Origin of the sequence: Streptomyces sp. NPDC056734 (assembly GCF_042790455.1) — a bacterium.
In the GTDB taxonomy this organism is placed as follows: Bacteria; Actinomycetota; Actinomycetes; order Streptomycetales; family Streptomycetaceae; genus Streptomyces.
This window is the reverse complement of record NZ_JBHTZD010000001.1, coordinates 434,638-460,044: the sequence shown is the minus strand read 5'-3', so window position 1 is coordinate 460,044 and position 25,407 is coordinate 434,638. Positions and strand designations below refer to the sequence as shown.

The following is a 25,407-nucleotide window of genomic DNA, read 5'->3' as shown; positions in this document are numbered from 1 at the left end:
ATCAGCACTCCGTCGGAGGGGTAGTAGCCGCCCAGCCCTGTGCCCAGCAACACCACGAAGACAATCATTGCGGGCCAGATGGGCCAGGTGGGCCAGATCAGCGGCACCGCCCTCCCCACGCACATCACCACCGTGGAGCCGATCACATAGGGCTGGGGCGGCCGGAGCGGTCGGTGAGCCATCCCACCGGGGGCCGGCCAGCAGCAGGGCCGCTATCAGGAGTGCCAGGACCGCGGCGGCCTCGGCGGCGTCGCCCCCGTAGCCGATGTTGTCCTCGAGTTGATAGAGCAGGAAGGCGGGGTTCCCTCACAACTTGCTTGCCTCAACACCGTGTTCGCGGCATGGACGAGCCGGGCGTATCGCTCGGGTTGTGCTGCTGGTGGGCGGGTGCCCGCGTGCGGGCGTGCGTGGGTGCGGCCGTGCCAATGGCCCATGAGTGCGGCGAGGAACGGGGTGGTGGTCTCGGGGCTGTCGGCTGCGGCGGGGTGGTTTTGGAGCAAGCGGGCGATGCCTGCGGGCTGCCGGTGCCAGGCCGCCGGTCGGCATCCTGCGGCACTACCAGCACCGAGCCCTGTCATGGATGCACCGGCTCACCGACCTTTGCCGGTCGACGGCGCGCGTCCAGGCAGCAGGAACCACTTGATCACAGACCGGCACGCAACATCGGCGCCGCCGGGGGTGCCCAGAGCGCGGCTATGCGTTCCCGCAGCTCATCAGGCACAAGATCATCCGGAACACGCAGAACTCCGCTGCTTCCTCTGGAACCTCAGATCCCCAGGCTCCTGTACTTCGCGGGGCGGACGATCCTGGCCGCGCAGGCCGGAGCCGCTCACCTCGACCCGACCGCCTCCCAGCGCAGTGTGTGCGGGCCCTGGCCCGAGTCATCGGCAGGGAGACGGACCACACTCACGACGGTTCGGTCACCGTGCGAGTGTGGAAGGACGGATACCGGCCAAGATCTGGCGGCGTTCGGGCAGGCCCTGGGGCTGGACGTCGGCTATGTCCCGCTGGAGGTGGCCCGGTTCGAGGAGGGCCTCGGCCACGCGATCGGCGCCCCGGCAGCGGCCGGTGTGGCGGGGATCTACCACTACGTCCGCGAAGGCCGGGCGGGCGACTTCCTCGCCCCGTCGCCCGCGCAGGTGGAGGCCGTACTCGGGATCCGGCTCACGCCGGTCGTCGAGTGGATCAATCAAGGCACAGCTCTGGGAGCACTGGGCCCGGCCCGCCGAGTGACCCACACCCGTTGCCGGGCACATCAGCGGCCCGGCAACGGCTCATCCGTCGACACACATCGGTCGACACACTGGGGGGAGACAATGCCGGGCCACATCTGTTCGCGCGAGGACGGAACAGGGGACGGAACAGAGGCAGTACCGATCGCGGTGATCGGGATCGGGATCGGGATCGGATGCCGGTTGCCGGTTGCCCATGGGTCCGGCCGGTTGCGGGAACCGCTCGCCTCGGGCGGGGACGCCACACGATCCGTACCCGCGGACCGCTTCACGGCGGGCACGGTCCTGCCGGCTGGCGTTCCCGTGGCGGGAACGCCAGCAGCCGCAAGGCATCCGGGCCCCGGTGCTCGCGCCAGTCCATGCCCTCAGCAGCGATGAGGGGGAACCGGCGCCGCAGGTCGTGCGCATACGCGCGGATCGTATGCGGCGACATACGCCGGTCGACCAGGTGTTCCAGGAACCGGCAGGCCGCCGTGAGCTATTCGCCCTCGCCGTCGCCATCGATCCATCGGGCTCGCCGTACGACACCGCCGCCGCCTGCCTTGACCATCCGCCCACCGGCCTCCCCGAGCCTGCACTCAGGTGGCCCAGCAAACCCTGCGCTTCGATCGCCACGGCGCCGGTTCAGGTGTCACCCCGAAGGTGTCCAGGCAAGGAGATCCCGGGTCGCGAGCTGTTCAGCATCACCGCCAGCGGCCCCGGCCAGGGCCTGTGCCCCTTCCACGACCCCTGTGCCACCTACGTTAGGCCGTTCGTGTACCCCGTGTGGGCCGGGCCGCACGTCTGGGTACCCGGCGCGGAAGGAGGACGCTGATCGCCGAGATCTCCGTGCTCGCCGACCGGCCGTGGCCCAGCCTGCGAGGCGGGAACAGGAGGCTCAGCGGGCCAGCAGGTCCTGGATCGTCGACGCGATCTCGTCGGGTGCCTCCTCGGCCATGAAGTGCCCCGCTCGGGTCAGCCGGTGGTCCAGGTCCGGGGCCCACGCCTTCCATACCCCGGCGGCGTCGTAGCCCAGCCGCGCGCCCCAGTCCTGCTGGACGACCGTCACGGGCATGGCCAGCTGCGACCCGGCGTCCAGGTCCGCCTGGTCGTGCGTGACGTCGATGTCCGCCGAGGCCCGGTAGTCCGCGACGATCGACGTCACCGCCGCGGCGCTCGCGCGCAGGTACTCGGCACGCACATCGTCGGGTATGGCGGTCGGGTCGTTGCCCCAGGCGTCGAGGAACGAGCCGAAGAACGCGTCCGCGCTGCCTGCGATCATCGCTTCCGGCAGGCCCGGCGGCTGTGCCATCAGGAAGAGGTGGTAGCCGACCGCCGCCGAGACGCCATGCAGGACGTTCCACATGTCGAGCGTCGGCACGATGTCGAGGATGCCCAGGTGCGTGATGGTCTCGGGGTGGTCCAGGCCCGCCCGGAAGGCGACCAGGGCGCCCCGGTCGTGGCCGACGAGGGCAAAGCGCTCATGGCCGAGCGCCGCCGCCAGGTTCACCACGTCGGCGGCCATGGTGCGCTTGGCGTACACATCGGGGTCGGTGGCCGCCGGCTTGTCGCTGGCGCCGTAGCCCCGCAGGTCAGGACAGATCAGTGTGTGCTCGTCGGCGAGCCGCTCGGCGACGTGCCGCCACATCAGGTGGGTCTGGGGAAAACCGTGGAGCAGCACGACCGGGCTGCCGCTGCCGCCGACAGCGGCGGCCAGCTCCACACCGTCCGCACCGGGCAGGCGGATGTGATCGAAGCCGGGAAGGGTGAGCGTCATGAGGGACCGTCCTTTCGGGTCGGGGACTTGACCGGATCAGCTTGCGCGACGGCGATCAGCAACCGATCAGTACGGTTGGGCGCGGCCGGCCCCTGGCACGGAGGATGGGGGCATGCGAATCGACGTGCTCGGTATGGTGCGGGCCCTCGGCGACGACGGCGGCCCGGTCGACCTGGGCGGCCCCCGCCATCGTGAGGTACTCGCCCGGCTCGTCGCCGCCGAGGGACGGATGGTCACCACCGACACCCTCGTCGATGACCTGTGGACCGATCCACCGGCCCGCGCCGTGGGCGCTCTGCGTACGTTCGTCGCCGCGCTGCGCCGCGCCCTCGAACCCGACCGGCCGCCCCGCAGTCCGCCGCGCGTCATCGTCACCGAAGGCCCGGGCTACGCGCTGCGCCTGCCGCGCGAGGACGTGGACGTCCATCGGTTCCAGGACGCCCTGGCCCGAGCCCGCCGCACCCCCGACGCGGTGACCGGCCTCGGTGCGGCACTCGCGGCCTGGCGCGGACCCGCCTACGCCGATGTGACCGACTCCGCATGGGCGCGGCGCGAGCGGACCCGGCTGGAGGAACTGAGGTTGGAGGGGGTGGAACTGCGCGCCCGCATCCTCCTCGACTCGGGGGAAGGGGCCGACCTCGTCGCCGAACTGGGTGCCCATGTCGCCGAGCACCCGTGGCGCGAGCCGGCCTGGGAGCTGCTTGCCCGCGCGCTGTACCGCGTGGGCCGCCGGGCCGACGCGCTGGCCACCCTCCGCCGCGCCCGCGCGATGCTCGTTGACCAGCTCGGGCTCGACCCCGGCGCCGGCCTTCAGCGCCTGGAGACGGACATCCTCAACGGGTCCGCTCCCCCCGAAGGAGCACATACCACGTGGACCGGCCCTGGTGTCCGGCTCGGGCCGCGCACCACCGTGGATCTGGCCCGCACCCTCGCCCTGGCGGGTGGCGACGCCCTCGTCCACTCCCGGCGCGACCGCCTCGCCGCCATCCAGGCGGCCGAACGCACGGGGGACCTCTCCCTGACCGCCCGGATCATCGGCGCCTACGACGTGCCCGCCATCTGGAGCCGGGCCGACGACCCCGAGCAGTCCCGTGCCGTCGTCGCGGCCGCCGAGCGCACGCTCACCGGGCTCGGCCCGGACGGCCCCGCCGACCTGCGCGCCCGCCTCCTGGCCACGGTCGCCGTCGAGAGCCGCAGTGCCGATCTGTCCGGGACCGAGCTGAAGCACGCGCAGCAGGCGGCGCGTCAGGCCGAGGAGCTGGCACGGCACCTGGCCGATCCCGCCCTGCTGGCCTTCGCCCTCAACGGGGTGTTCCTTCAGTCCTTCACCCGACCCGGGCTCGCGGCGGCACGGGACAGGACCGGCGCCGAGATCCTCGACCTGGCCACCCGGCACGACCTGCCCAGCTTCGCCGTACTGGGCCGACTCGTCCGCCTGCAATCCGCCTCGGCCCTCGGCGACCTCGACGCCGCGACCTCGCACGCCAACGCGGCCGACCTGCTCGCCGCCACCACCGAGGCGCCCCTCGTCTCCGTCCTCACCGGGTGGTTCAGGGCCCGGGCCACGGCCGCCCGCAGCGCCGAGCCCGGCGGACCGACCGCCGCCACGGCCGCCACCGCCGCAGCGCAGTACCGCACTGCCGAGGACGCCCTCCGGGCGGCCGGAATGCCGGGGCTGCACCGCGGCCTGTTCCCGCTCGCCCTCCTGGGACTGCGCCTGCTGCACGACCGGCCCGCGCCCACCGACCCGCACCTCGACTGGGGCCCGTACCGGCCCTGGGCGCGACCCCTCGTACTCCTCGCCCAAGGCCGGGGCGAGGAGGCCCGTACCGCCCTCACCTCGATGCCCGAACCACCGTGTGACCACATGCAGGAGGCCATGTGGTGCCTGACCGCCCGTGCCGCCGTACGCCTCGGCGAGCGCGGAATCGCCGCGCGCGCTGCGGTTGCCCTGCGTGATGCCTGTGCCGAACATGCCGGCGCCGCCAGCGGAATGCTGACCCTGGGTCCGGTGGCGCGGTATCTGGCGGAGGCGGAGGCATGCGCCGGAGCGGGGTGAGCGGCCGCAATTCCGCGAGCCGCGAACCCGCCCGCCTCATTCGCCTCGTTCTCGTACCGGCGCTGGGCGAGTAGCTGGCGGTGCCGACGCCGGAGGGCCGCGACCCGGGGCGGCCGTGGAAGGCAAGCTCGCCTGGCGAGGCGCTGTCGGCCGCGGCAGCCGGTACCTGCAAGACACCGTGGCCGGACTCGCCACGGCGCGAGTGACGCAGTTCTTCGAGCTGAGATGCGGGCTGCCGCGCCAGGACGACGTGCACAGCGTCGCCCGGCGCTGGCAGCCGGACCGCCCATACCGTCTACGTCGACAACGACCCCGTGGTCCTCGCCCACGCCTACAGGGGGACTACTTCGACAGCTGGACCTCCCCACCGATCCCCGTCTCGTTGCCGTCGGGGTCGCGAAACACCCACTTGCAGACGTTGCCGTGCTGCTCCACCTCGATTGGCTTGAGCCCTCGCCCAGCGATCCGCGCGACTTCGGAACCGGGGTCGTCGACCCAGATCATGCTCACCGCGCCACCAGCACGTTGCGTGTCTTCGATGATGTACACATACCGGTCCTCAGCCAGCTGCCACACCGCTTCGACGTCATTGGGGCAGAACGTTGGATCCGAGCCGAGCAGCTGCTTGTACCACTCCAATGCGCTCTCATAGTGACGCACTGCAATCCCTGCGAAGATCCCTACCGCCACGACAGGCTCCTACTCCCTCAAGATCAAATTTGGCCAGACTGACTACGTGTCGGAAGGCAGACCCCATCGGCGAGCAAGACTCATCGGATCGCAGACGACCGGTGCTCTGCCGCGCCCTGCCCTGCCGCGCCCTGTCGCGCCCTGCCCCGCCCCCGGATTTTCGCGGATCACGGACTTCGTGTCCCCCACGAATTGAAGCGAGACGCTTCGTCTTGTTAAGGTGACGCCATGGCTTTCCTCTTCTTCGTCTGAGTCCGGGCACGGCCCCTGCCGCCGTTTCTGCTGCCCGTGGACCCCGTAGACCCTTCTGCCCAGGGAAAGCCCCATGCGCGACCGCGCCCATATCGCCCTGCCCACCACCGTCCCCGCCGTGGCGCAGCTGGCCGTCAGGTCCGTCACCAAGTCGTACGGCACCCGGACCATCCTCGACCAGGTCTCCTTCACCGTCCGGCCGGGCGAGAAGGTCGCCGTCATCGGTGAGAACGGCTCCGGCAAGTCCACCTTGCTGCGGCTGCTCGCCTCGGCCGAGATTCCGGACGCCGGGGAGGTCACCGTCCGCTTTCCCGGCGGAACCGGGCACCTCGCCCAGACCCTCGGCCTCGGTGCGGACCGCGCCGTGCAGGACGCCGTCGACCTCGCGCTGTCCGAACTGCGCGAGATGGAGCGAAGGCTCCGTGCGGCAGAGGAGTCCCTCGCCGACGCGTCGGACGAGGAGCTTGCCGCGTACGGTGAGCTGCTGATCGCTTACGAGGAACGCGGCGGATACGAGGCGGACGCCCGTGTGGATGCCGCCCTGCATGGGCTCGGGCTGGCCCGGATCACCCGGGAGCGCCATCTCGGCTCACTGTCCGGCGGCGAGGAGTCGCGCCTCGCGCTCGCCTGTGTCCTGGCCGCCGCCCCCGAGCTGCTGCTCCTGGACGAACCGACGAACCACCTCGACGCGGCCGCCGTGCGCTGGCTGGGGGACCACCTGCGCGCCCACCGCGGCACCGTCGTCGCGGTCACCCACGACCGCGGCTTCCTGGAGCGCATCGCCACCACGATCCTTGAGGTCGACCGGGACGAGTGCACCGTGCGCCGGTACGGCGACGGGTGGGCCGGCTACTGCGCCGCGAAGGCCGCCGCCCGGCGCGGAGCGGAGCAGCGGTACGCGGACTGGGTCGAGGAGGTGGCCCGCGCGGAGGAGTTGCTGGAGGCCGCGGGCAGGAGGCTGGCCACCACCGGCCGCGATCCGAAGCAGGGCTTCGGCAAGTTCCGCCGCTCCAGCGAGGGGAAGCTCGGCGGGCAGGTGCGCTCGGTGCGGGAGAGCCTGGAGCGGCTGCGGCGCAACCCGGTGGCAAAGCCGCCGGTACCGCTCCGGTTCACCACGGCGCTGCCGTCGGCGGCCGGCGGCCCGGTCCAGGGGACACTGGCCGAGCTGGACAACGTACGGGTCGGGCAACGGCTGCGTCTGGACGGGCTCCTGGCGATCGAGCCCGGACAGCGGCTGCTGGTCACGGGCGAGAACGGCGCGGGCAAGACGACGCTGCTGCGTGTCCTTGCGGGCGACCTTCAGCCGGACGCGGGCACGGTGCACCGCCCCGCCCGGATCGGCTACCTCACTCAGGAACTGCCCGCGCACGCCCCACGGCTGACGCTGCTCGCCGCGTTCGCCGCCGGGCGGCCCGGGCTGCCGGACGAGTACGCCGGACAGCTCCTGTCCCTGGGCCTGTTCCGTGAACAGGATCTGCACGTGCCGGTCGCCGCACTGTCCGTGGGGCAGCAGCGGCGCCTTCAGATCGCGACCCTGGTGACCCGGCCCGCGGACCTCCTCGTCCTCGACGAGCCGACCAACCACATCGCACTCGACCTGGCCGAGGGCCTTCAGGCGGCGCTCGCGGCGTACCCGGGGGCGGTGGTCGCGGTCTCCCACGATCGCGACTTCCGTGCGCGCTTCGAAGCCGAGCAGGTGGAACTGCACGCCGGCCGCAGGCGCTGACCCGGTCCGGCCCGCCCGGCCCTGAATCGCCTGGCATCCATCAATCCACCGAAGCGAGGGATCCATGACCACCTTCCTGACACCACAACAGCGCGCCGACCGCACCTCCGCCGCCGTCGAGGCAGCCGTCACGGCCGGGCGTGGGCTCGGCCTGGCCGTCACCGACCCCACGGTGCTCCACGACGTCTTCTCCGTCGTCGTCCACCTGGCCCCCTCGCCGGTCGTGGCCCGGATTCCGACCGTCCTGCCCCGCCCGGTCGACCTGGCCGCCCTCGCGCGCCGCCAGCAGGACGAGCTGGATGTCACACGGTGGCTGGCCGGCCGGACAGTCCCGGTGTTCGCGCCCAGCCCGCTCGTGCCGCGCGAGCCCGTGCAGCGCGACGGGTTCTCGATGACGTTCTGGCCGTTCATCGAGGAGGCCCGGGACAAGGAACCCGACTACGTGGCGAACGCCGAGAGCGTCGCCGACCTGCACGCGGCACTGCGCGCCTACCCGGGCCACCTGGAGTTCCTGTCCACGGCCGACCCGCGGTTCATCGCGGACAGCCTCACCCTGCTCGACCAGCATCCCGACCTGATCGGAGCGGCCGAACTCGACGGGGCCCGCCGTCAATGGCAGCTCCTCGAACCCCTCGTACGCTCACGCGGCGCCTTCGAGGCCCGGTTCCCCGGGGTCGACCTCCAGCCCATCCACGGCGACTCCCCGCCCGCGAACATCTTCAACGCGGTGGACGGCGACCTCTACGCCGACTTCGAACTGGTCACCCTGGGGCCCGTCGAGTGGGACCTGGCCGCTCTCGGACCCGAGCACGAAGCCGCCTACAACCGTGGCGCACTGCGCAACGGCACGAGGCCGCTCGACGAGGAGGTCCTCGCCTTCGTCAACGCCCTGGGCATGCTGCGGATCATCGCCACCCTCACTCTGGTTCCGCAGCTTCCCGAACTGGTGGAGTACCTCAAGCCCGCGCTCGACCACTGGCGGAGGACGCCCTTCACCGCCGGCATGAACGGCTGATACCGACCGACTGGTGGCTGAGCCTGACACTCACAGCCCGTCCTTGAGCCTCGTTACCCGGCCGACCTGCTGTTCCTCGCGGCTCTGCTCCCCGGTCGAGGGTGACGTTTCGCCCCTGGGCATCTGGGTGAGCCGACCCAGGCCCAGGTGGTTTCCGTTCCAGCTCGTGGACGCCGTCCTCGGGAGGCGAGCCACACCAAGGTGATCGGCTCACCGCACTGCCGACACCCCCACTCCGGCTACTCGCGGGCCGATCACACCCCGCCGGCCGACCCCCCGGTGTCAGGCCCCCCGCAAGCCCCCCACGCCACGGAGTTGCCAGTCGTGACGGGCCCTCGGGGCGACGGCGGTGGACGCGCCGGGGGCTTGCGGGCGCAGGAGGTATCCCTCGCGGACCACGCTGCGTTCGGTGTACGCGTCCTGGGTCCACGGGATGAACTCGACGAGGGGCGGGGCGGCCGACAGGCCGACGCCGACGAGGTGCTGGTGGAGTTGCATCATGTCGCCCGCGTGCGGGGTGACACGCAGGCCGCGGGCGGCGGCGAGCCGGGTCACCTGGAGCCATTCGGTCACCCCGCCGAGCCGGGTGGCGTCGGGCTGGACGACGCGGAGGGCGTCGTGCGTGATGAAGCCGGCGAACTGCTGGTAGCTGTAGATGCTCTCACCGGCGGCGATGTCGAGGTTCGTCGACCGCTGCACGGCGATGTGCCCGTCGAGGTCGTCGGCGTGCAGCGGTTCCTCGACCCAGTCCATGCGGGTCTCTTCGAGGACCGGCATGATCCGGTGCGCGGTCGACAGATCCCAGCGCTGGTTGGCGTCGCACATCAGCGTCACGTCGTCGCCGAGCGCCGAGCGCACCGCCCGCAGCCGGGCGGCGTCCTCCCGCCAGTCCGGCTTGCCGACCTTGATCTTGACCCGGCGCCAGCCCTGGTCCACGAGGCCGGTCAGCCCGCGGATGAGTTCGTCGACGGGGGCGTTGAGCCAGCCGGCATCGGTGTTGTACGCCTCGATGGGGTCGGCGGTGCCACCGAGGAGCCGCCACAGGGGGACACCGGCGCGCTGCGCGGCGAGGTCCCAGAGCGCGATGTCGACCATGCCGAGTGCCATGTGCACGGGACCGGCACGGCCGATCCAGTGGGTGGGCAGCCAGTACAGACGGTTCCAGGTGCCGAGGATGTCCTCGGACGAGGCGCCGAGCAGGGTGGGGGCGTAGTGGTCGTCGATGACGGAGCACAGGAGTTCCGGACCGGTGTGGACGCCGGAGATGCCGGTGCCGGTCAGACCGTCGCGGGTGCGGATCTCGACGACGGGTACCGTCCAGTGGTCCATGGCGGCGGTGGCGTCCGCGATGGGCCGGGCCAGCGGTACGGCGAGTGCGTACGTCTCCACGGAGACGATGTCGGCGCCTTCGTCGCCGTGGATCAGGTCGCTGAGTCCGGGCGACAGCACACCGAGCACCTGCGGAGCGTCATCGGGCATGGGGTGTTCTTCTCCTTCGCTATGTGACGGAACCGGGCCGGCCCGGGGCGCCGGACAGCGGGCGCGTCGGGGAGGACCGACGGCCGTGGCACGGCGGGCCTTTCGCGGTCCGCCGGCGTTCATTGCATCCAGTGCCCTCCTGATCGGGCAATAGTGGGTTACGGATGGCGGCCATCCGGGATCCAAGAGTGGCGGCTACGCGCTCGGCGGGACCGGTGTCGTGCCGGGCGGCAGCGGCGCCGCCGTGACCGCTTCGACGAACGCCTTGGAGGCGCGGGGGAACGGTCGTTCGCTGTGCCACCAGACACCGACATCGCGGTGGCGGTGCAGGTCACGGATCGGACGGTGTTCGAGTCCGTCCTGCCGGACCATGGACGCGGCGAGCAGATTGACGACGCCCACACCGAGCCCGGCGCGGACCATGGCGGCGAGTGTGGTGGGCTGCTGCGAAACCTGTCCCATCGGCACCTCCACATAGCTGGCGTGCAGTGCGGCCTCGGCCTCGTAGCCGAGGTAGGAGTCGAGCAGCGGGTTGCCGATGGTGATGACCCTGGAGGAGGCGAGCTGTTCCAGCGCGATCGACTCCTCGGCCAGCAGGGGATGGCCGGTGGGGAGCAGGACGACGAACGGCTCTCGCCACAGCGGGAGATAGGTGAGGGCGCGGTCGGCGGGTTCGGGGCGCAGCGGGCGCAGCGCGACGGTGACGCGGCGGTCGGTCAGCGCGGTCTCGATGGACTGGACGTCCCCGTCGAAGATGCCGACCTCCAGCCCCGGATGATCCCCGCGCAGCTGCCGCACGATGGCCGGCAGGAAGGCGTCGCTCGCGCTGGCGAAGCTGGCGACCTTGAGCAGGCCGGTCAGGGGTTCGCGGCTGTGGCGGTGGCCGGCGAGGTCGTCGACCGCCGCGAGCACCGCCCGTGCCTTGGGCAGCAGGGCGCGTCCGTCCTCGGTGAGCGCGAGCGGGCGGACCCGGCGTTCGATCAGTGTGCAGCCCAGTGCCCGCTCCAGGTTCGCGACGTGTGCGGAGACGCGCGGCTGTGAAAGGGGTATGGCTTCGGCGGCTCGGGCGAAGCTGCCGGTGTCGACGACGTCGAGCCATGTCTTCAGCCAGACCAGCTCTATCCCCATGGTGATCTCCGAATCAGGAACGCGCGGCCAGTTTGCCCTCCACCAGTGCCTGGATCGCCGAGGCCGCGGAGCCGCGTGCCCAGTCCTCGAAGGTGTGGGACTTGGCGACGATAGTGCAGGCCCTCGCCGAGCCGAAGGCGTGTGCCTCGAATGCCTCGCGCACCCGCAGCTCGAAGAGGTCGTAGTTGGTGACGGATTCACCGGCCACGAGGATGCTGCCCGGATCGACCAGGTTCGCCACCGTCGCCAGCGCGAGGCCGATCACGGTTCCGGCGCGCTCGAAGGCGCCCCGGGCGTCGGTATCGCCGTCGCGTGCCAGCGCGACGGCCTCGCGCATGGTGAGCAGCGGGTCCTGTCTGGCGGCGCGGATGGCCTGGATGATCGCGCTCGACGAGGCGACCGTCTCCACGCAGCCGTACCGCCCGCAGGTGCACAGCAGGTCGCTCGGGCCGAGCGGCAGGTGGCCGATCTCGCCGGCGACGCCGTGATCGCCCTCGACGATCTCGCCGTTGACGTACAGTCCGCAGCCGATTCCGGCGCCGATGGTCAGGATCGCGAAGGAGCTGGCGTCCACGCCGATGCCGAACCACTCCTCGGCGATGGACAGGGCCCGCACGTCGTTGTCGATGAGGACGGGCAGGTCGTGGCGTTCGCGGACGAGGTCGCGCAGCGGTACGTCCGTCCAGTTCAGGCGCGGTGAGTCGCGGACGAGGCCCGAGGCGGTGTCGACCTCGCCGGACACCGACACCCCGGCGCCGAGCACCCGCGCGGCGTCGGGGCCGAGTTCGGTGAGCAGGATACCGATCACGGTGGCCACGCTGTCGGCCACGGCCGCCGGCACCGTACTGGCGAGTGGGCGGTGGATGGAGTGCCGCACGTCGGCGCGCAGGGTGGTGACCACTCCGAAGATCGCGTCGACGCGGACCGTGATCCCGATCGCCAGGGCCACGTCCTCCTGCACACTGAGCGGCTGCACCGGGCGGCCGGGTGCAGGCGACCGGCGGTGGTCGTGGGCGGAGATGAGGCCCTGCCCGGCGAGCAGGGCGACCGCCTTGGTCACCGCGGTCTGGGACAGACCGGTCCGCCGGGCGACCTCGATCCGCGGGATCGGGCCGCGCTTGAGGATCTCGGTCAGGACCGTGGTCACGGCGGGTGCGGTGGGCAGCCGGTCCCACTGGGGAACCGGCGGAGCAGGCGGGTCGCCGATCGTCGGGTCGTGGTCGCGGGCTGCCGGCACATCGCTCATGTTTCTCCCCCGTGTCCGATGCGGAACGTCCTGCGCACGGCTTCTTTAGTTTCCATCACCATGCAAGACAACTGTACCTGCCCAGCCCAGTACGCAGGATTACTGGACAGTGGAATGTATTCAACTTATGGTCGCCTCACGCCGACGACCCGCCGGCGTGCTGCCCCAGGCGGCTGCTCAAGGGAGAGTCCATGGCAACGACGCTGAGAACCCGGCCGGGAGGGCGTGAACGTGCCATCCGCCAGGGTCGGTTGCGCACCCCGACACACCGCAACGACTGGCGGCTGGCCCTGCTGCTGATCGCGCCGGCCACACTGGGCTTCGCGGTGTTCGCGGTCTATCCGACCCTGCGGGGCGTCTACCTCAGCTTCACGGACTTCAAGATCCTGACCCCGCCGGTCTGGACCGGGCTGGAGAACATCAGGACGCTGATCGGCGACGAGAAGTTCTGGCACTCGCTCCGGGTGACCCTGTACTTCGTCGTCCTCTCCGTAGGGGTCGGCCTCGCGGTGTCGCTGGTCACCGCCGTCGTGCTGCACCGGCTGACCAGGTCGACGGTGATTCGCGGCCTGGTCATCCTGCCGTTCCTCATCTCCGGAGTGGTCGCGGGGCTGGTGTGGCAGTGGATGCTCGATCCGCAGCTGGGGATCGTCAACGTCCTGATCGGGAAGTTCTCCGGCGAACCGGTCAAGTTCCTCGGCTCGCCGCAGTGGGCGATCCCGTCCCTGGCCCTGATCAGCGTGTGGAAGTCGATGGGCTACAGCACCATCCTCATCGTCGCCGGCCTCCAGACCATCCCGGACGACGTCTACGAAGCGGGCCGCCTGGACGGCGCCAGTGAGATCCAGATGTTCCGGCGGCTGACCCTGCCCCTGCTGCGACCGATCATGGCGATGGTCGTCGTCCTCAGCGTCATCAGCTCGTTCCAGGTGTTCGACATCGTCCAGGTCACCACCAAGGGCGGACCGGCCGACGCGACGATGGTGCTCCAGATGTACATCTACGACAAGGCGTTCGGCCAGTTCGACTTCGGCTACGCGGCCACGATGTCACTCGCCCTCTTCGCGATGCTCATCGCCATCACCTTCCTCCAGATGCGCCTGCTGCGCGCCAACGACTCGGACACGAGGTGAGACCGGCCATGGCCACCACTGCCGTCAGCGCTCCCGAAGGCCGCGCCGCCAAGGACTCCGCGGTACGCCGACGCCGGCGGCGACCGTCGGTGGGCCGGGCCGTCGCCTGGGCCTACGTCATCGGATTCCTCCTGGTCACGATCTTCCCCTTCTACTGGATCCTGCGCACCGCGCTGTCGGACAACTACGCGCTGAGCACCGATCCGGCGTCCATGCTGCCGCCCGGCTTCTCGTTCCACGCGTTCGAGCGCGTCTTCGGGATGACCACCCAGGCCGAGGCGATCGCCCAGGGCGGATCGGGTGCCTCCCTCGACATCCCGCTCTTCCTGCGCAACTCACTGATCTACGCGTCGCTGCTCACGGTCGCCGTCGTCACCTGTTCCGCGTTCGCCGCCTACGCGTTCGCGCGACTGCAATGGCGGGGCCGCAACGTCGTCTTCTCCCTCCTGCTCACCGGGTTGATGGTGCCGGGCGTCCTGATGCTGCTGCCCAACTTCGTACTGATCAACGACCTCGGTCTGATCAACACCTTCGCCGGGCTCGTCCTGCCCGGCGCGCTGTTCTCCGCCTTCAACATCTTCTTCCTCCGCCAGTTCATGCTCGGCCTGAGCAGCGAGGTGGAGGAGGCGGCGCTCATCGACGGCGCCGGTCCGTTGAAGATCATGTTCCGGATCACCTTCCCGATGACGTCCGGCCCGCTCGTCACCCTGTCCATCCTCACGTTCATCGGTGCCTGGAACGACTACTTCTGGCCCCTGCTCGTCGCCAACGATCCGCAGGTCAGGCCCCTCACGCTGGCGCTCGGTGTCTTCCAGCAGGCGGCCCCGGAGTCGCAGCCCGACTTCGCCGGCCTGATGGCCGCGACGCTGGTCGCGGCGGTGCCCATGCTGCTGCTCTTTGTCGCCTTCGGTAAGCGGATCGTCAACTCCATCGGATTCAGCGGGATCAAGTGACCCCGTCCGACACTCACAAGAGGCAACCATGAGAACCGCAAAGATCGCCGCCACCGCCGTCGGCGCAGCTGCTCTGCTCACCCTCACCGCCTGCGGCGGAGGAAGCGGCGGCAGCGAGGGCGCGGGGGGCACTGTCGACTGGTGGACCTGGTCCCCCGACCAGGCCGCCGCGTACAGCAAGTGCATACCGGCCTTCGAGAAGGCGAACCCCGGCGTCGAGGTCGAGATCACGCACTACAACGTGGCGGACTACTTCACCAAGCTGACCGCCGGCTTTGTCGCCAAGGACGCGCCCGACGCCTTCCAGAACAGCGTGACCTACTTCCAGTCCTACGCGAGCCAGGGGCAGATCCTCGCCCTGGACGACCTCATCGAGGAGACCGGCTACGACGTCGGCGTCTTCGCCGACGGAGTCGACCTGTGGAAGTTCACCGACGGCAAGCAGTACGGGCTGCCGCTCGACTGGGCCGCCAGCGCCCTGTACTACAACCAGGACCTGGTGAAGGAGGCCGGGCTGACGGAGGAGGACCTCCAGAACCTCACCTGGAACCCGGAGGACGGCGGCACCTTCCAGAACGTGGTCGAGCGGCTCACCGTCGACAGCAACGGCGTACGCGGCGACGAGCCGGGCTTCGACAAGTCGAAGGTCAAGGTCTACGGCGTCGGAAGCGTGGCCTCGGACGACAACATCGGTCAGACGACCTGGGGTCCCTTCGCCGCCAGCACGGGCTTCGAACTCACCGACAAACCCAACTGGCCCACCCGGTTCAACTACGCGGACCAGCGGTTCATCGACACGATGGACTCTCTGCGTGGCCTGATCGACGACGGCTACGCCCCCGAGTACGAACAGTTCACCACCGGCAACGCGGACCAGATCGGCTCCGGCCAGGTGGCCATGGTCATGGGCGGGTCCTGGGACGCGCCCGCGCTCGCGAAGCTGCCCGGTGTGAATGTCGGCACCGCCCCCGTGGTGTCCTCGGCCGACGGTACGCGTTCCGTGCTCAGCAACATGAACGGGAACAACATCTGGGCGGGCACCGACAACCCGGAGCAGACCTGGAAGTGGGTCTCCTACATGGGCTCCGAGGAGTGCCAGACGACGGCCGCGGTCTTCAACGGTTCCTTGTTCCCCTCCATCGCCGCATCGATGGACAAGCTCGTCGACTCCACCGCGAAGGACGGCCCCGACCTGTCCGTCTTCGGCGGGTACCAGGCCGACGGCGAACTCTTCGCGGCCCCGGCCTACAGCAACGGCGCCAAGATCGAGGCCGAGGTGAGGCCGAAGTTCGAGGCGTACTTCCTGCACCAGGAGAACGACAGCCTCTGGCCCGCCCTGCAACAGCAGACGAAGACAATCATCGCCGAGTAGTTCCCACACCGCCCCCGGCGGCCGGCCGGTGCCTCGATCCCGGCCGGCCGGCACCACTTGACGACCCACGTGAGGAACCGTGCCCGACACCGACCACTCGGCACCCGTGATCCAGTTGCGGGGAGGCCCCGCCGGCTTCCTCGTCGACCTCGGCGGCCCGCTGCCACGGGTCCTGCACTGGGGCGCCGACCTAGGCGAGCTTTCGGCCGCCGAACTCGACGCCCTGCGCACCACCGCGACACCGAGTGTGACCCACAACTCCACCGACGCACCCCGGCTGCTGACCGTGCTGCCCACCGAGGCGGACGCCTGGTCGGGCACGCCCGGAATCGAGGGCCGGATCCGCTCGACCGGAATGCCCTACCCGCGGTTCCACCTGGCCGGTCACGCGTATGACGAGCCGGCGTCGACCCTCACCCTCGAACTCCACAGTGACCTGGGCCTGGAGCTGTCGCTGCGCTACCGACTCGACGAGCACGGCATCCTCTCCGTCGACGGCCGGCTCCGCCGCGGCGGCGGCGCTCCCGACCGGAGTGATGTCTTCGACCTCACCGCCCTCACCGTCATACTCCCCCTGCCTGAACGGGCCACGGAGCTGGTCGACTTCACCGGCAAGTGGTCGCGCGAACGCAGCCCTCAGCGCCTCCCCGTCCCTTTCGGCACTCACCTGCGCGAGAGCCGGCGCGGCCGGCCGTCGCTCGACTCGCCCTACCTGCTCATGGCGGGCACCCACGGGTTCGGCTTCCGCACCGGCGAGGTCTGGGCCCTGCACGTCGCCTGGAGCGGTAACCAGCGCTGCTTCGTGGAACAGCTCCCCGAGGGCGCCGGCGTGCACCGCTCGGTCATCGGCGGCGGAGAGCTTCTGCTGCCGGGTGAGGTCGCCCTCGGCGACGGCGACACCTACGACAGCCCGACGCTCTGCTTCGCCTGGTCCGACAGCGGCATGGACGGCATCGCCGACCGATTCCACGGCCTGCTCCGCTCCCGGCCGCACCATCCGGCGAGCCCCAGGCCACTGGTGCTCAACACCTGGGAAGCGGTCTACTTCGACCACGACCTGACCACACTGCTCGAACTCGTCGACCGCGCGGCCTCGGTCGGCGTGGAGCGGGTCGTCCTCGACGACGGCTGGTTCCTCGGCCGCCGTAACGCCCGCACCGGCCTCGGCGACTGGCTGGTCGACCCCGAGGTCTGGCCGGACGGCCTGACCCCGCTGGTCGAGCGGGTCCGCTCGCACGGCATGCAGTTCGGTCTGTGGTTCGAACCCGAGATGATCAACCTCAGTTCCCGGCTGGCACGGGAACACCCCGACTGGATCCTGGCCCCGGCGACCGGCGCGGGCCCGTCGATCCGCCACCAGCACGTACTCAACATCGCCCACGAGGACGCCTGGAAGTTCGTGTACGACCGCATCGACGCCCTGGTGTCGGAGTACCGGATCGACTACATCAAGTGGGACCACAACCGTGAGCTGCACGAGGCGAGCCGCCGCGACGACGACGGCCGGGCCGGCGTCCGGGCCCAGACCCGGGCGCTCTACCGGATGCTCGACGCCCTCCGCGGCAGCCACCGCGCGCTGGAGATCGAATCCTGCGCGAGTGGCGGCGGACGCATCGACCTGGGGATCCTCCAGCACACCGACCGGGTATGGGCCTCCGACTGCAACGACCCCGTCGAGCGCCAGCAAATCCAGCGGTGGACCGGTCAGCTGCTCCCGCCCGAGCTGATGGGCACCCACCTCGGCGCACCCGAGGCACACACGACGCGCCGCGTCACCTCGCTGCCGTTCCGGCTCGTCACCGCACTGTTCGGGCACGCCGGAATCGAGCAGAACCTCAATGCCTGTGACGCCGACGAGCTGAGCGCGATCCGCGCCTGGGCCGGGCTCTACAAGGAGCTACGGCCGCTGCTGCACAGCGGGCGCATCGTGCGGGCCGACCTCACGGACGAGCAGACCCTGCTGCACGGCGTCGTCGCCGGCGACGGGACGTCCGCGGTCTTCGCCTGGGCGCGGCTCGGCACATCACCGGCGATCACATCGGGCCGGATCCCGCTGCCCGGCCTCGACCCGGACCGCCGCTACCGGATCCGGGCGCGCACCGAGACAGGCAGGCCCGCATTCCAGGAACGCCCGCCGGGCTGGCTGGCCGAGGCCGAGGACGGCTCGCTGAGCCTGAGCGGTCACACCCTGTCCCGGCTCGGCCTGCCCATGCCGACCCTTCAGCCCCAGCAAGCGCTGCTCCTTCAACTCGACGCCCACTGACCGGCCCACGCCCGTTCACCGAAAGCCACCCACATGCCCCTCAACAGCACCGACCTGACCGACCTGACCGACCTGACCGACACAGCACCCCCGCTGTCCGCCGGCTCGCTCTGGTTCAGGGCGCCGGCCGGCCGATGGTTCGAGGCGCTCCCCATCGGCAACGGCAGGCTCGGCGGCATGGTCCACGGCGGCACCGGCGTCGACCGTATCCAGCTGTCGGAATCCACCGCCTGGTCCGGTGCACCGTCCGAGACGGATGTCTCCGACAGTGGCCGCGAGCTGCTCCCCCACATCCGCGCACTGCTGTTCGCCGGCGAGCACGCCAAGGCGCAGGCGCTGGCGAAGGAGCACCTGCTGGGCCGCCCGGCATCCTTCGGCACCAACCTGCCGCTGCCCCAGGTGCAGATCGCGCACGGCTCCCCGGGCCCGGTCCGCGGCTACCGGCGCGGCCTCGGCCTCGACGACGGCGTCGTCCGGTCCGCCTTCACCCGCTCCGGCGTCGACTACGCCACCACGGTGCTCTCCTCGCACCCCGCCCGCGTCATCGCCTACCGGATCACCGCCTCCGTACCGGGAATCCTCAGTCTCCGGGCCGAGGTCGGCGAAGCCGTCTTCCCGCTCCGGCGACGGATCGACGACGGTGATCTCGTGCTCTCGGGCCGGGCCGTCGAGACGCTGCACAGCAACGGCCTGGACGGCGTCGACCTCACCATCCGGATCCGGCTGCTGCCCGAGGGCGGCAGCCGGTCCACGGACGGCGACACCGTGTGCGTCGACGGCGCGGACGCCGCGACCGTCCTGATCGCCGTCGGCACCGGCTGGCGCGGCACAGACCCGGAGGCCGACGCGATGGCGGCGCTGGACGCCGCCGAGCGGCAGGGATGGCCCGGGCTGTACGCCGCTCATGTCGCCGATGTGTCCGCGCTGATGCGGCGCGCGGGCATCGACCTCGGCCGCACCGACCCCGCTGTGCGCGCACTGCCCACCGACGAACGCCGTGACCTGCTGGCGCGCGGCGGCGAGGACCCCGAACTGGTCGCGCTCTACTTCCAGTACGGCCGGTATCTCACCGTCGCCGGATCCCGGCACGACTCACCCCTGCCGCTCGCGCTCCAGGGGCTGTGGAACGACGGCCTGGCCAGCAGCGCACCATGGACGAACGACTTCCACCTCGACATGAACACCCAGCAGAACTACTGGGCGGCCGAACCGACCGGACTGCCCGAATGCCAGGAGCCCCTGCTGCGCCTCGTGGAGAACCTGCGCGTGTGCGGGCGGACCACGGCGTCGCGGCTCTACGGCGCTCGCGGCTGGGTCGCCCACACGGTCACCAACGCCTGGGGCTACACCGCCCCCGGCTGGGGCATGGGCTGGGGCCTGAACGTGACCGGCGGTGCGTGGATCGCTTTGCAGCACTGGGAGCGCTGGGAGTACGGCCAGGACCAGGACTTTCTGCGCACCCGGGCCTACCCCGTCCTCAAGGAGGCCGCCGAGTTCTTCCTCGACCACCTCGTCCCCGAGCCCGAGCACGGCCGGCTGGTCACCGGACCGTCCGAATCACCCGAGAACTGGTACATCGCACCCTCCGGCGACGAATGCTCCGTCTCCATGGGGCCGACCGCCGACCGCGTCTTCGTCGAGGCCCTCTTCCGCAGGTGCGAGGAGGCGGCCGAGCGGCTGGACCTCGACGCCGGGTTCCGTGAGCGCGTCGCCGCCGCCCGCGGCAGGCTCGCCCCGCTGCGGACCGGGCGCCATGGGCAACTACGGGAATGGCTCGACGACTTCGAGGAGGCCGTGCCGAGCCACCGTCACACCTCGCATCTGATGGCGCTCTACCCGGAGCGGCAGATCTCCCCGCGCACCACACCGGAGCTGGCCGAAGCGGCACGCGTGACCATCGACCGGCGCGAGGCGGCACCCGGCTGGGAGCAGACCGAGTGGGCCGAGGCGAACTTCATCGCCTACTACGCGCGCCTCCTCGACGGCGATGCGGCACTGCGCCACGTCCGCAGCCTCATCGCGGAGGCGAGCGAGGCCAATCTGCTGTCCTTCTCACGCGGCGGGGTGGCGGGCGCCGCGCAGAACATCTACTCCTTCGACGGCAACGCGGGCGGCACCGCGGGTATCGCCGAGATGCTGCTCCAGTGCGACGGCGAGGAGATCGAGCTGCTCCCGGCGCTGCCGGCCGCCTGGCCCGACGGGCAGGTGCGCGGGCTGCGCGCTCGCGGCGGCATCGAGGTCGACATCACCTGGTCCGGCGGCCGGCTGGAGCGGGCCGTCCTGCGGGTGGCGGCGGCGCGCGAGGTCCGGGTCCGCTACGGCGAGGACCGCCTCCGGCTGTGCCTGCGGCCGCAGCAATCCTGCGAGGTGACGCCGGTGTGCTGAACCCGCGCGTCAATTCCTTTCGCGAAAGTCGGTCATCCGTCCCTCGGTGTTGTCCGGCAGGGCCGAGGATGGCTGAATCTTGCTTGTACCATCCGCCACTGAAGTCGGGAGGCAGCGTGACGAACACCACCCGCGACCTCGACGGGACCGGCACCGGCCGTGTCGGGATCGGCGAGCACGGACTGGAGCTGCCGCGCATCGGCCTTGGGACCGCGTCCCTCGGGAACTTCCTCGGTGCCATCACCGACGAACAGGCCGTCGACACGATCCGCCGCGCGTACGACGCCGGCCTGCGCTACGTCGACACGGCGCCGCTGTACGGACACGGCCTGGCCGAACAGCGCACCGGCAGCGCCCTGCGGGACAAGCCGCGCGGTGACCTGGTCGTCTCCTCCAAGGTCGGCCGGCTGCTGCGGGCCGACGCGCCCCGCGACGAGAGCCAGTACGTCGACGGAGAACCCTTCTACACCGAGGTCCCCGCCACCGGCCCCGTCTGGGACTTCTCCTACGACGGGGTGCGCACCTGCCTGACGGAGAGCCTCGACCGGCTCGGCCTGGACAGCGTCGACATCCTGCACCTGCACGACCCCGACGACCACTACGAGCAGGCCGCGTCGACCGCCTATGCGGCGCTGCGGGACCTCCGGGCCGAGGGCACGGTCAAGGCGATCGGCGCCGGAATGAACCGCACGCCGGTGCTGACCCGCCTGGTGGAGAACTGCGACCTCGACGTCGTCCTGCTCGCCGGCCGCTACACCCTGCTCGACCAGAGTTCCCTGGCGGATCTCCTGCCCGCCTGCCGGGAGCACGGGACCAAGGTCGTCGTCGGCGGCGTGTTCAACAGCGGCATCCTGCTGGATCCCTCGCCACGGGCCCGTTACGACTACGCCCCCGCCGACGCCCGGATCGTCGAGAAGGCACAGCGGATCCAGGCGGTCTGCGACCGGTACGACGTCCCGCTGGCCGCCGCCGCGCTGCAATTCCCGCTCGCCCATCCGCAGGTCGCCGCCGTTCTGGTCGGCGCCCGGTCCGTCGCCGAGCTGGACATGGACCTCGATCTGCTGGAAGTGGTCGTCCCGGACGCGCTCTGGCACGACCTGCGCGCGAGCGGGCTGCTCCCCGACACCGTCCCCGTCCCGTCCGGCCCCCTGTTCACGGGTCTGGAGAGGGGGCTTTGATGACCGCCCGGCACGCCGTGCGCATCGACGCGCACCAGCACTTCTGGGACCCGCGGCGATTCCACTACCCGTGGATGCAGGGCGCGGCACTGGACCCGTTGCGCCGCCCCTTCGCGCCCGACGACCTCGCCCCCGAACTCGCCGCCGGCGGCATCGACGGCTCGGTGCTCGTACAGACCGTGTCCGAGGTCGCCGAGACCCGGATGTTCCTCGACATCGCCCGCGAGACCCCGTTCGTGCACGGCGTCGTGGGCTGGGTCGACCTCACCGCCCCGGACGTCGGCGATGTGCTCGACGAACTCCGCGAGGAGTACGGACCCCTGTTCGTCGGCGTCCGGCACCAGGTCCACGACGAGGACGACGCGTCGTGGCTGGAGCGGCCGGACGTGCGGCGCGGGCTCGGCGCGATCGCGGCCCGCGGGCTCGTCTACGACCTGCTCGTGCGGACCCGTGAACTGCCGGCGGCCACCTCCACCGTGGCCGCCCTTCCCGACCTGCACTTCGTCCTGGACCACATCGCCAAGCCGCGCATCGCCGACGGCTGGGACAGCGTGTGGGCGACCGCCCTCGCGGACCTCGCGGACCTCCCCAACGTCGACGTCAAGCTCTCCGGCATGGTCACCGAGGCCGACTGGAAGGACTGGTCGCCGCACACACTGCGGCCGTTCGTCGACCACGTCCTGGGCCTCTTCACCGTCCAGCGGGTGATGTTCGGCTCGGACTGGCCCGTCTGCCTGCTCGCGGCCGACCGCTACGGCGACATCACCGACGCGCTCGCCACCGTCCTCGGCGACCTGAGCGCCGGCGAGGCCGAGCGGGTGTTCGGCCGCAACGCCCAGCAGTGCTATCGGCTGCCGGGCGTGTAGCTCCGTATCGCGGCTCCCGGGGTGTGGTGTGCGTACGCGCCACACCCCGTCCGTGTGCCCGGAGATGTTTTGGCGAATCCCGAATGGCTGACATTCCCATTCCGGATGTCCGGGCTCTTGAGCGCCCAGTTTCCCGGAAATATGTTCCTCCTGCGTTTCCGAGTCGTGTCATCCGCCCCCACCGGAATTCCAGCAGACAGGAACACCATGCAGGCACCCAGACCCACCGATTCCACGCCGCCGAGCCGCCGGAACTTCCTCGCGCTGACCGGCGCGGGAGCCGCCGGAACTCTCGCCGTCCTCGCCGGAATTCCACCGTTCCGTGCCGCCGCGGCGGAACCGGTGCGACCCGTCACCGACCCCAGCGTCCCCACGGCCGAGGCGGTACGGATCTGGTACACCGCGCCGGCTTCCCGGCAGCTGATGCTCCAGCAGGGCCTGCCCATCGGGAACGGCCGGCTCGGCGCCCTGGTCACCGGCGATCCGGCCGGTGAGACGCTGTACATCACCGACGCCTCCATGTGGACGGGCGGCCGCAACAGCATCCTCAGCAGCGACGGCCAGTTCCCCTACGACCGCACCAACTTCGGCTCCCTGACCCAGCTCGCCCATCTCACCGTCGACATACCCGACCACGCGCTCGGCTCCGTCACCGGCTACGAGCGGGCACTGGATCTCAGCAACGGTCTACAGACGACCACTTACGTGCACCAGGGCGTCACCTACCGGCGTGAGGTCTACGCGAGCCGGCCGGACGACTCCGTGGTCGTGTCCTTCACCCAGAGCGGCGGCGGCACCTACACCGGGCGGATCCTCCTCACGGGCACACACGGCGAGACCGTCACGACCGACGTGGGCGACGCGACCGCCTCCTTCGGCGCCGCCCTCCCGGGCGGCCGACGCTACGGCGGCGCCGTCACCGCCGTCAGCCGCACCGGGAACGTCCAGGTCGGCAGCGGTGCCCTGGAGTTCACCGACTGCGCCGACCTGACGGTCGTCTTCAGCGGAGGCACCGACTACGCGCCCGACTTCGCACAGAACTACCGCGATCCGTCGATCGATCCCCAGCCCCTGGCCCGGTCCAAGGCAACCGCCGCGGCGGCCCTCGCCGCCGGGGTCCTGCGCCGCACCCATGTCGCCGACTACCGCGCCCTCTTCTCCACCATGGAGATCTCGCTGGGAACGTCGACCGAGGCCCAGCGGTCCTCCGACACCTGGAGCCGGCTGCACACCCGCGCCGGGTCCGGGGCCGCCCCCGACCCCGAGCTGGAGGCGTCCTACCTGCAGTACGGCCGCTATCTGATGATCTGCGGCTCCCGCGACGGACTGCCCATGGGCCTGCAAGGCTCCTGGATCGACTCCAACGAGCCCGGCTGGATGGGCGACTACCACACCGACGTCAACATCCAGATGAACTACTGGATGGCCGACCGCACCGGGCTGCCGAGCTGTTTCGACGCCCTCACCGACTACTGCCTCGCCCAGCTGCCGTCCTGGACGGAGAACACCCAGCGCCTCTTCAACGACCCGCGCAATCGCTTCCGTAATTCTTCGGAGAAGGTGGCCGGCTGGACCGTCGGAATCTCCACGAATATCGATGGCGGCTCCGGCTGGCAGTGGCACCCGGCCGGTAGCGCCTGGCTCGCCAACAGTCTTTTCGACCACTACGAATACCGCAATGACCCCGAATTCCTCGCACGCATCTATCCCCTGGTCAAGGGCGCCTGCGAATTCTGGGAAGCACGGCTGATCCCGCACCAGGTCACCGATCATGTCACCGGCGAGACACGTGAAGCGCTGGTCGCGGACAAGGACTGGTCACCCGAGCACGGTCCCCAGGACGCCCTCGGCATCACCTATGCCCAGGAGCTGGTGTGGACGCTCTTCACGAACTACCGCACGGCGACCCAGGTCCTCGGCCGGGACTCCCGCTACCGCAAGACCATCGACGGCCTGCGCCGGCGCCTGTATCTCCCGCAGGTCAGCCCCACGACCGGCTGGCTGGAGGAGTGGCTGACGCCGGACAACCTCGGCGAGGTCGAGCATCGCCACCTCTCGCCGCTGATGGGCTTGTTCCCCGGCGACCGCATCGACCCCGACACCTCACCGGCCGCCCTCGTGGCGGGAGTGCGCAAGCTGCTTCAGGCCCGGGGCACCAGCATGTACGGCTGGGCCAACGCCTGGCGCGCCCTGTGCTGGGCCAGGTTCCGGGAGGGCGAGACCGCCTACGAGAAGATCATCAAGAATCTGGCGCCCTTCGACGGCCGGACCGGAGGCACCGCCCTCAACCTCTTCGACACCTGGCCCCTCGACGCCAACAGCAGCATCTGCCAGGTCGACTCGAACTTCGGCACCCCGTCGGCGATGGTCGGCATGCTCGTCCACTCCCGCCCCGGCAGCATCGAACTGCTGCCCGCGCTCCCCGCGGCCTGGGCGGAGCGGGGCCGGATCACCGGGGTCGGCGCCCGGGGCGGCTTCACGGTGGACCTGTCCTGGCGCGACGGAGTGGTCGAGAAGGCGGTGATCCGCAGCGTCGGCGGTCGCAGCACCGAAGTGGTCGCCGGCGGCAAGGCACGCTCCGTGCGGCTGGCACGCGGCGAATCGGTGACGCTCCGCTGGTAGCGGGCGTCCCCACGCCGATGTGCCGGACAGCGCCGATCGGCGGCCGACTCCA

Annotated in this window: 18 protein-coding genes; 11 read left to right on the top strand and 7 right to left on the bottom strand. The window is 70.8% G+C overall.

Annotated features, from left to right (window positions below):
• Positions 1-920: 920 nt before the first annotated feature.
• The 3 genes from ACFRFC_RS01775 to ACFRFC_RS01765 form a co-directional block, all read right to left on the bottom strand.
• Positions 921-1,193, bottom strand: coding sequence for a hypothetical protein (locus ACFRFC_RS01775; RefSeq protein WP_382680054.1), 273 nt, complete (start codon positions 1,191-1,193; stop codon positions 921-923).
• 307 nt (positions 1,194-1,500) lie between these two features.
• Positions 1,501-1,689 carry a site-specific integrase gene (locus tag ACFRFC_RS01770; RefSeq protein ID WP_382680171.1) on the bottom strand — a complete coding sequence of 63 codons (189 nt, stop codon included), beginning with the start codon at positions 1,687-1,689 and terminating at the stop codon, positions 1,501-1,503.
• 420 nt (positions 1,690-2,109) lie between these two features.
• Positions 2,110-2,988 (bottom strand): alpha/beta fold hydrolase, encoded by an 879-nt coding sequence (locus tag ACFRFC_RS01765; protein ID WP_382680052.1) that lies wholly within the window; start codon positions 2,986-2,988, stop codon positions 2,110-2,112.
• 112 nt (positions 2,989-3,100) lie between these two features.
• Between ACFRFC_RS01765 and ACFRFC_RS01760 the strand changes: the two genes are divergently transcribed.
• Positions 3,101-5,047, top strand: coding sequence for a BTAD domain-containing putative transcriptional regulator (locus ACFRFC_RS01760; protein WP_382680050.1), 1,947 nt, complete (start codon positions 3,101-3,103; stop codon positions 5,045-5,047).
• 342 nt (positions 5,048-5,389) lie between these two features.
• Here ACFRFC_RS01760 and ACFRFC_RS01755 read toward each other — a convergent pair whose 3' ends face one another.
• Positions 5,390-5,737 carry a VOC family protein gene (locus ACFRFC_RS01755; RefSeq protein WP_382680048.1) on the bottom strand — a complete coding sequence of 116 codons (348 nt, stop codon included), beginning with the start codon at positions 5,735-5,737 and terminating at the stop codon, positions 5,390-5,392.
• Positions 5,738-6,062: 325 nt separating this feature from the next.
• Between ACFRFC_RS01755 and abc-f the strand changes: the two genes are divergently transcribed.
• Positions 6,063-7,715: a ribosomal protection-like ABC-F family protein gene (gene abc-f, locus ACFRFC_RS01750; RefSeq protein WP_382680046.1), complete on the top strand. Its 1,653-nt coding sequence runs from the start codon at positions 6,063-6,065 to the stop codon at positions 7,713-7,715.
• A gap of 64 nt (positions 7,716-7,779) precedes the next feature.
• Complete coding sequence (locus tag ACFRFC_RS01745) at positions 7,780-8,730, top strand: phosphotransferase family protein (RefSeq protein WP_382680044.1); 951 nt, start codon at positions 7,780-7,782, stop codon at positions 8,728-8,730.
• Positions 8,731-9,012: 282 nt separating this feature from the next.
• Here the strand turns inward: ACFRFC_RS01745 and ACFRFC_RS01740 are convergent, their stop codons facing one another.
• The 3 genes from ACFRFC_RS01740 to ACFRFC_RS01730 all read right to left on the bottom strand — a co-directional run bounded on the left by ACFRFC_RS01740 (position 9,013) and on the right by ACFRFC_RS01730 (position 12,583).
• The gene (locus ACFRFC_RS01740; RefSeq protein ID WP_382680042.1) at positions 9,013-10,209 is read right to left on the bottom strand and encodes a mandelate racemase/muconate lactonizing enzyme family protein; all 1,197 of its coding nucleotides are present in this window, start codon (positions 10,207-10,209) and stop codon (positions 9,013-9,015) included.
• 195 nt (positions 10,210-10,404) lie between these two features.
• Positions 10,405-11,337 (bottom strand): LysR family transcriptional regulator, encoded by a 933-nt coding sequence (locus tag ACFRFC_RS01735; protein ID WP_382680040.1) that lies wholly within the window; start codon positions 11,335-11,337, stop codon positions 10,405-10,407.
• A 13-nt stretch (positions 11,338-11,350) separates the two neighbouring features.
• Positions 11,351-12,583, bottom strand: coding sequence for an ROK family protein (locus ACFRFC_RS01730; RefSeq protein ID WP_382680038.1), 1,233 nt, complete (start codon positions 12,581-12,583; stop codon positions 11,351-11,353).
• Between the two features lie 191 nt (positions 12,584-12,774).
• Between ACFRFC_RS01730 and ACFRFC_RS01725 the strand changes: the two genes are divergently transcribed.
• The 8 genes from ACFRFC_RS01725 to ACFRFC_RS01690 all read left to right on the top strand — a co-directional run bounded on the left by ACFRFC_RS01725 (position 12,775) and on the right by ACFRFC_RS01690 (position 25,355).
• Positions 12,775-13,716: a carbohydrate ABC transporter permease gene (locus tag ACFRFC_RS01725; RefSeq protein WP_382680036.1), complete on the top strand. Its 942-nt coding sequence runs from the start codon at positions 12,775-12,777 to the stop codon at positions 13,714-13,716.
• A gap of 8 nt (positions 13,717-13,724) precedes the next feature.
• Complete coding sequence (locus ACFRFC_RS01720) at positions 13,725-14,669, top strand: carbohydrate ABC transporter permease (protein ID WP_382680035.1); 945 nt, start codon at positions 13,725-13,727, stop codon at positions 14,667-14,669.
• Positions 14,670-14,697: 28 nt separating this feature from the next.
• Positions 14,698-16,041, top strand: coding sequence for an ABC transporter substrate-binding protein (locus tag ACFRFC_RS01715; protein ID WP_382680033.1), 1,344 nt, complete (start codon positions 14,698-14,700; stop codon positions 16,039-16,041).
• 79 nt (positions 16,042-16,120) lie between these two features.
• On the top strand, positions 16,121-18,304 hold the full coding sequence (locus ACFRFC_RS01710; RefSeq protein ID WP_382680031.1) for an alpha-galactosidase: 2,184 nt from the start codon (positions 16,121-16,123) through the stop codon (positions 18,302-18,304).
• 33 nt (positions 18,305-18,337) lie between these two features.
• A complete protein-coding gene (locus tag ACFRFC_RS01705) occupies positions 18,338-20,689 on the top strand; it encodes a glycoside hydrolase N-terminal domain-containing protein (protein WP_382680029.1) in 2,352 nt (783 codons plus the stop codon).
• Between the two features lie 116 nt (positions 20,690-20,805).
• Positions 20,806-21,867: an aldo/keto reductase gene (locus ACFRFC_RS01700; protein ID WP_382680027.1), complete on the top strand. Its 1,062-nt coding sequence runs from the start codon at positions 20,806-20,808 to the stop codon at positions 21,865-21,867.
• Entirely contained in the window at positions 21,867-22,733 is an 867-nt protein-coding gene (locus ACFRFC_RS01695; RefSeq protein ID WP_382680025.1) for an amidohydrolase family protein, read from the top strand. The genes ACFRFC_RS01700 and ACFRFC_RS01695 overlap by 1 nt, the downstream gene beginning before the upstream one ends.
• Before the next feature lie 207 nt (positions 22,734-22,940).
• Positions 22,941-25,355, top strand: a complete 2,415-nt coding sequence (locus ACFRFC_RS01690) for a glycoside hydrolase N-terminal domain-containing protein (RefSeq protein ID WP_382680023.1) — start codon at positions 22,941-22,943, stop codon at positions 25,353-25,355.
• The last annotated feature ends 52 nt before the right edge of the window (positions 25,356-25,407 follow it).

Excerpts from the sequence above, each read along its gene's own strand:
- ACFRFC_RS01765 (WP_382680052.1), bottom strand. The coding sequence starts at position 2,988 with ATGACGCTCACCCTTCCCGGCTTCGATCACATCCGCCTGCCCGGTGCG.
- ACFRFC_RS01760 (WP_382680050.1), top strand. The coding sequence starts at position 3,101 with ATGCGAATCGACGTGCTCGGTATGGTGCGGGCCCTCGGCGACGACGGC.
- abc-f (WP_382680046.1), top strand. The coding sequence starts at position 6,063 with ATGCGCGACCGCGCCCATATCGCCCTGCCCACCACCGTCCCCGCCGTG.
- ACFRFC_RS01745 (WP_382680044.1), top strand. The coding sequence starts at position 7,780 with ATGACCACCTTCCTGACACCACAACAGCGCGCCGACCGCACCTCCGCC.
- ACFRFC_RS01740 (WP_382680042.1), bottom strand. The coding sequence starts at position 10,209 with ATGCCCGATGACGCTCCGCAGGTGCTCGGTGTGCTGTCGCCCGGACTC.
- ACFRFC_RS01735 (WP_382680040.1), bottom strand. The coding sequence starts at position 11,337 with ATGGGGATAGAGCTGGTCTGGCTGAAGACATGGCTCGACGTCGTCGAC.
- ACFRFC_RS01730 (WP_382680038.1), bottom strand. The coding sequence starts at position 12,583 with ATGAGCGATGTGCCGGCAGCCCGCGACCACGACCCGACGATCGGCGAC.
- ACFRFC_RS01725 (WP_382680036.1), top strand. The coding sequence starts at position 12,775 with ATGGCAACGACGCTGAGAACCCGGCCGGGAGGGCGTGAACGTGCCATC.
- ACFRFC_RS01720 (WP_382680035.1), top strand. The coding sequence starts at position 13,725 with ATGGCCACCACTGCCGTCAGCGCTCCCGAAGGCCGCGCCGCCAAGGAC.
- ACFRFC_RS01715 (WP_382680033.1), top strand. The coding sequence starts at position 14,698 with ATGAGAACCGCAAAGATCGCCGCCACCGCCGTCGGCGCAGCTGCTCTG.
- ACFRFC_RS01705 (WP_382680029.1), top strand. The coding sequence starts at position 18,338 with ATGCCCCTCAACAGCACCGACCTGACCGACCTGACCGACCTGACCGAC.
- ACFRFC_RS01695 (WP_382680025.1), top strand. The coding sequence starts at position 21,867 with ATGACCGCCCGGCACGCCGTGCGCATCGACGCGCACCAGCACTTCTGG.
- ACFRFC_RS01690 (WP_382680023.1), top strand. The coding sequence starts at position 22,941 with ATGCAGGCACCCAGACCCACCGATTCCACGCCGCCGAGCCGCCGGAAC.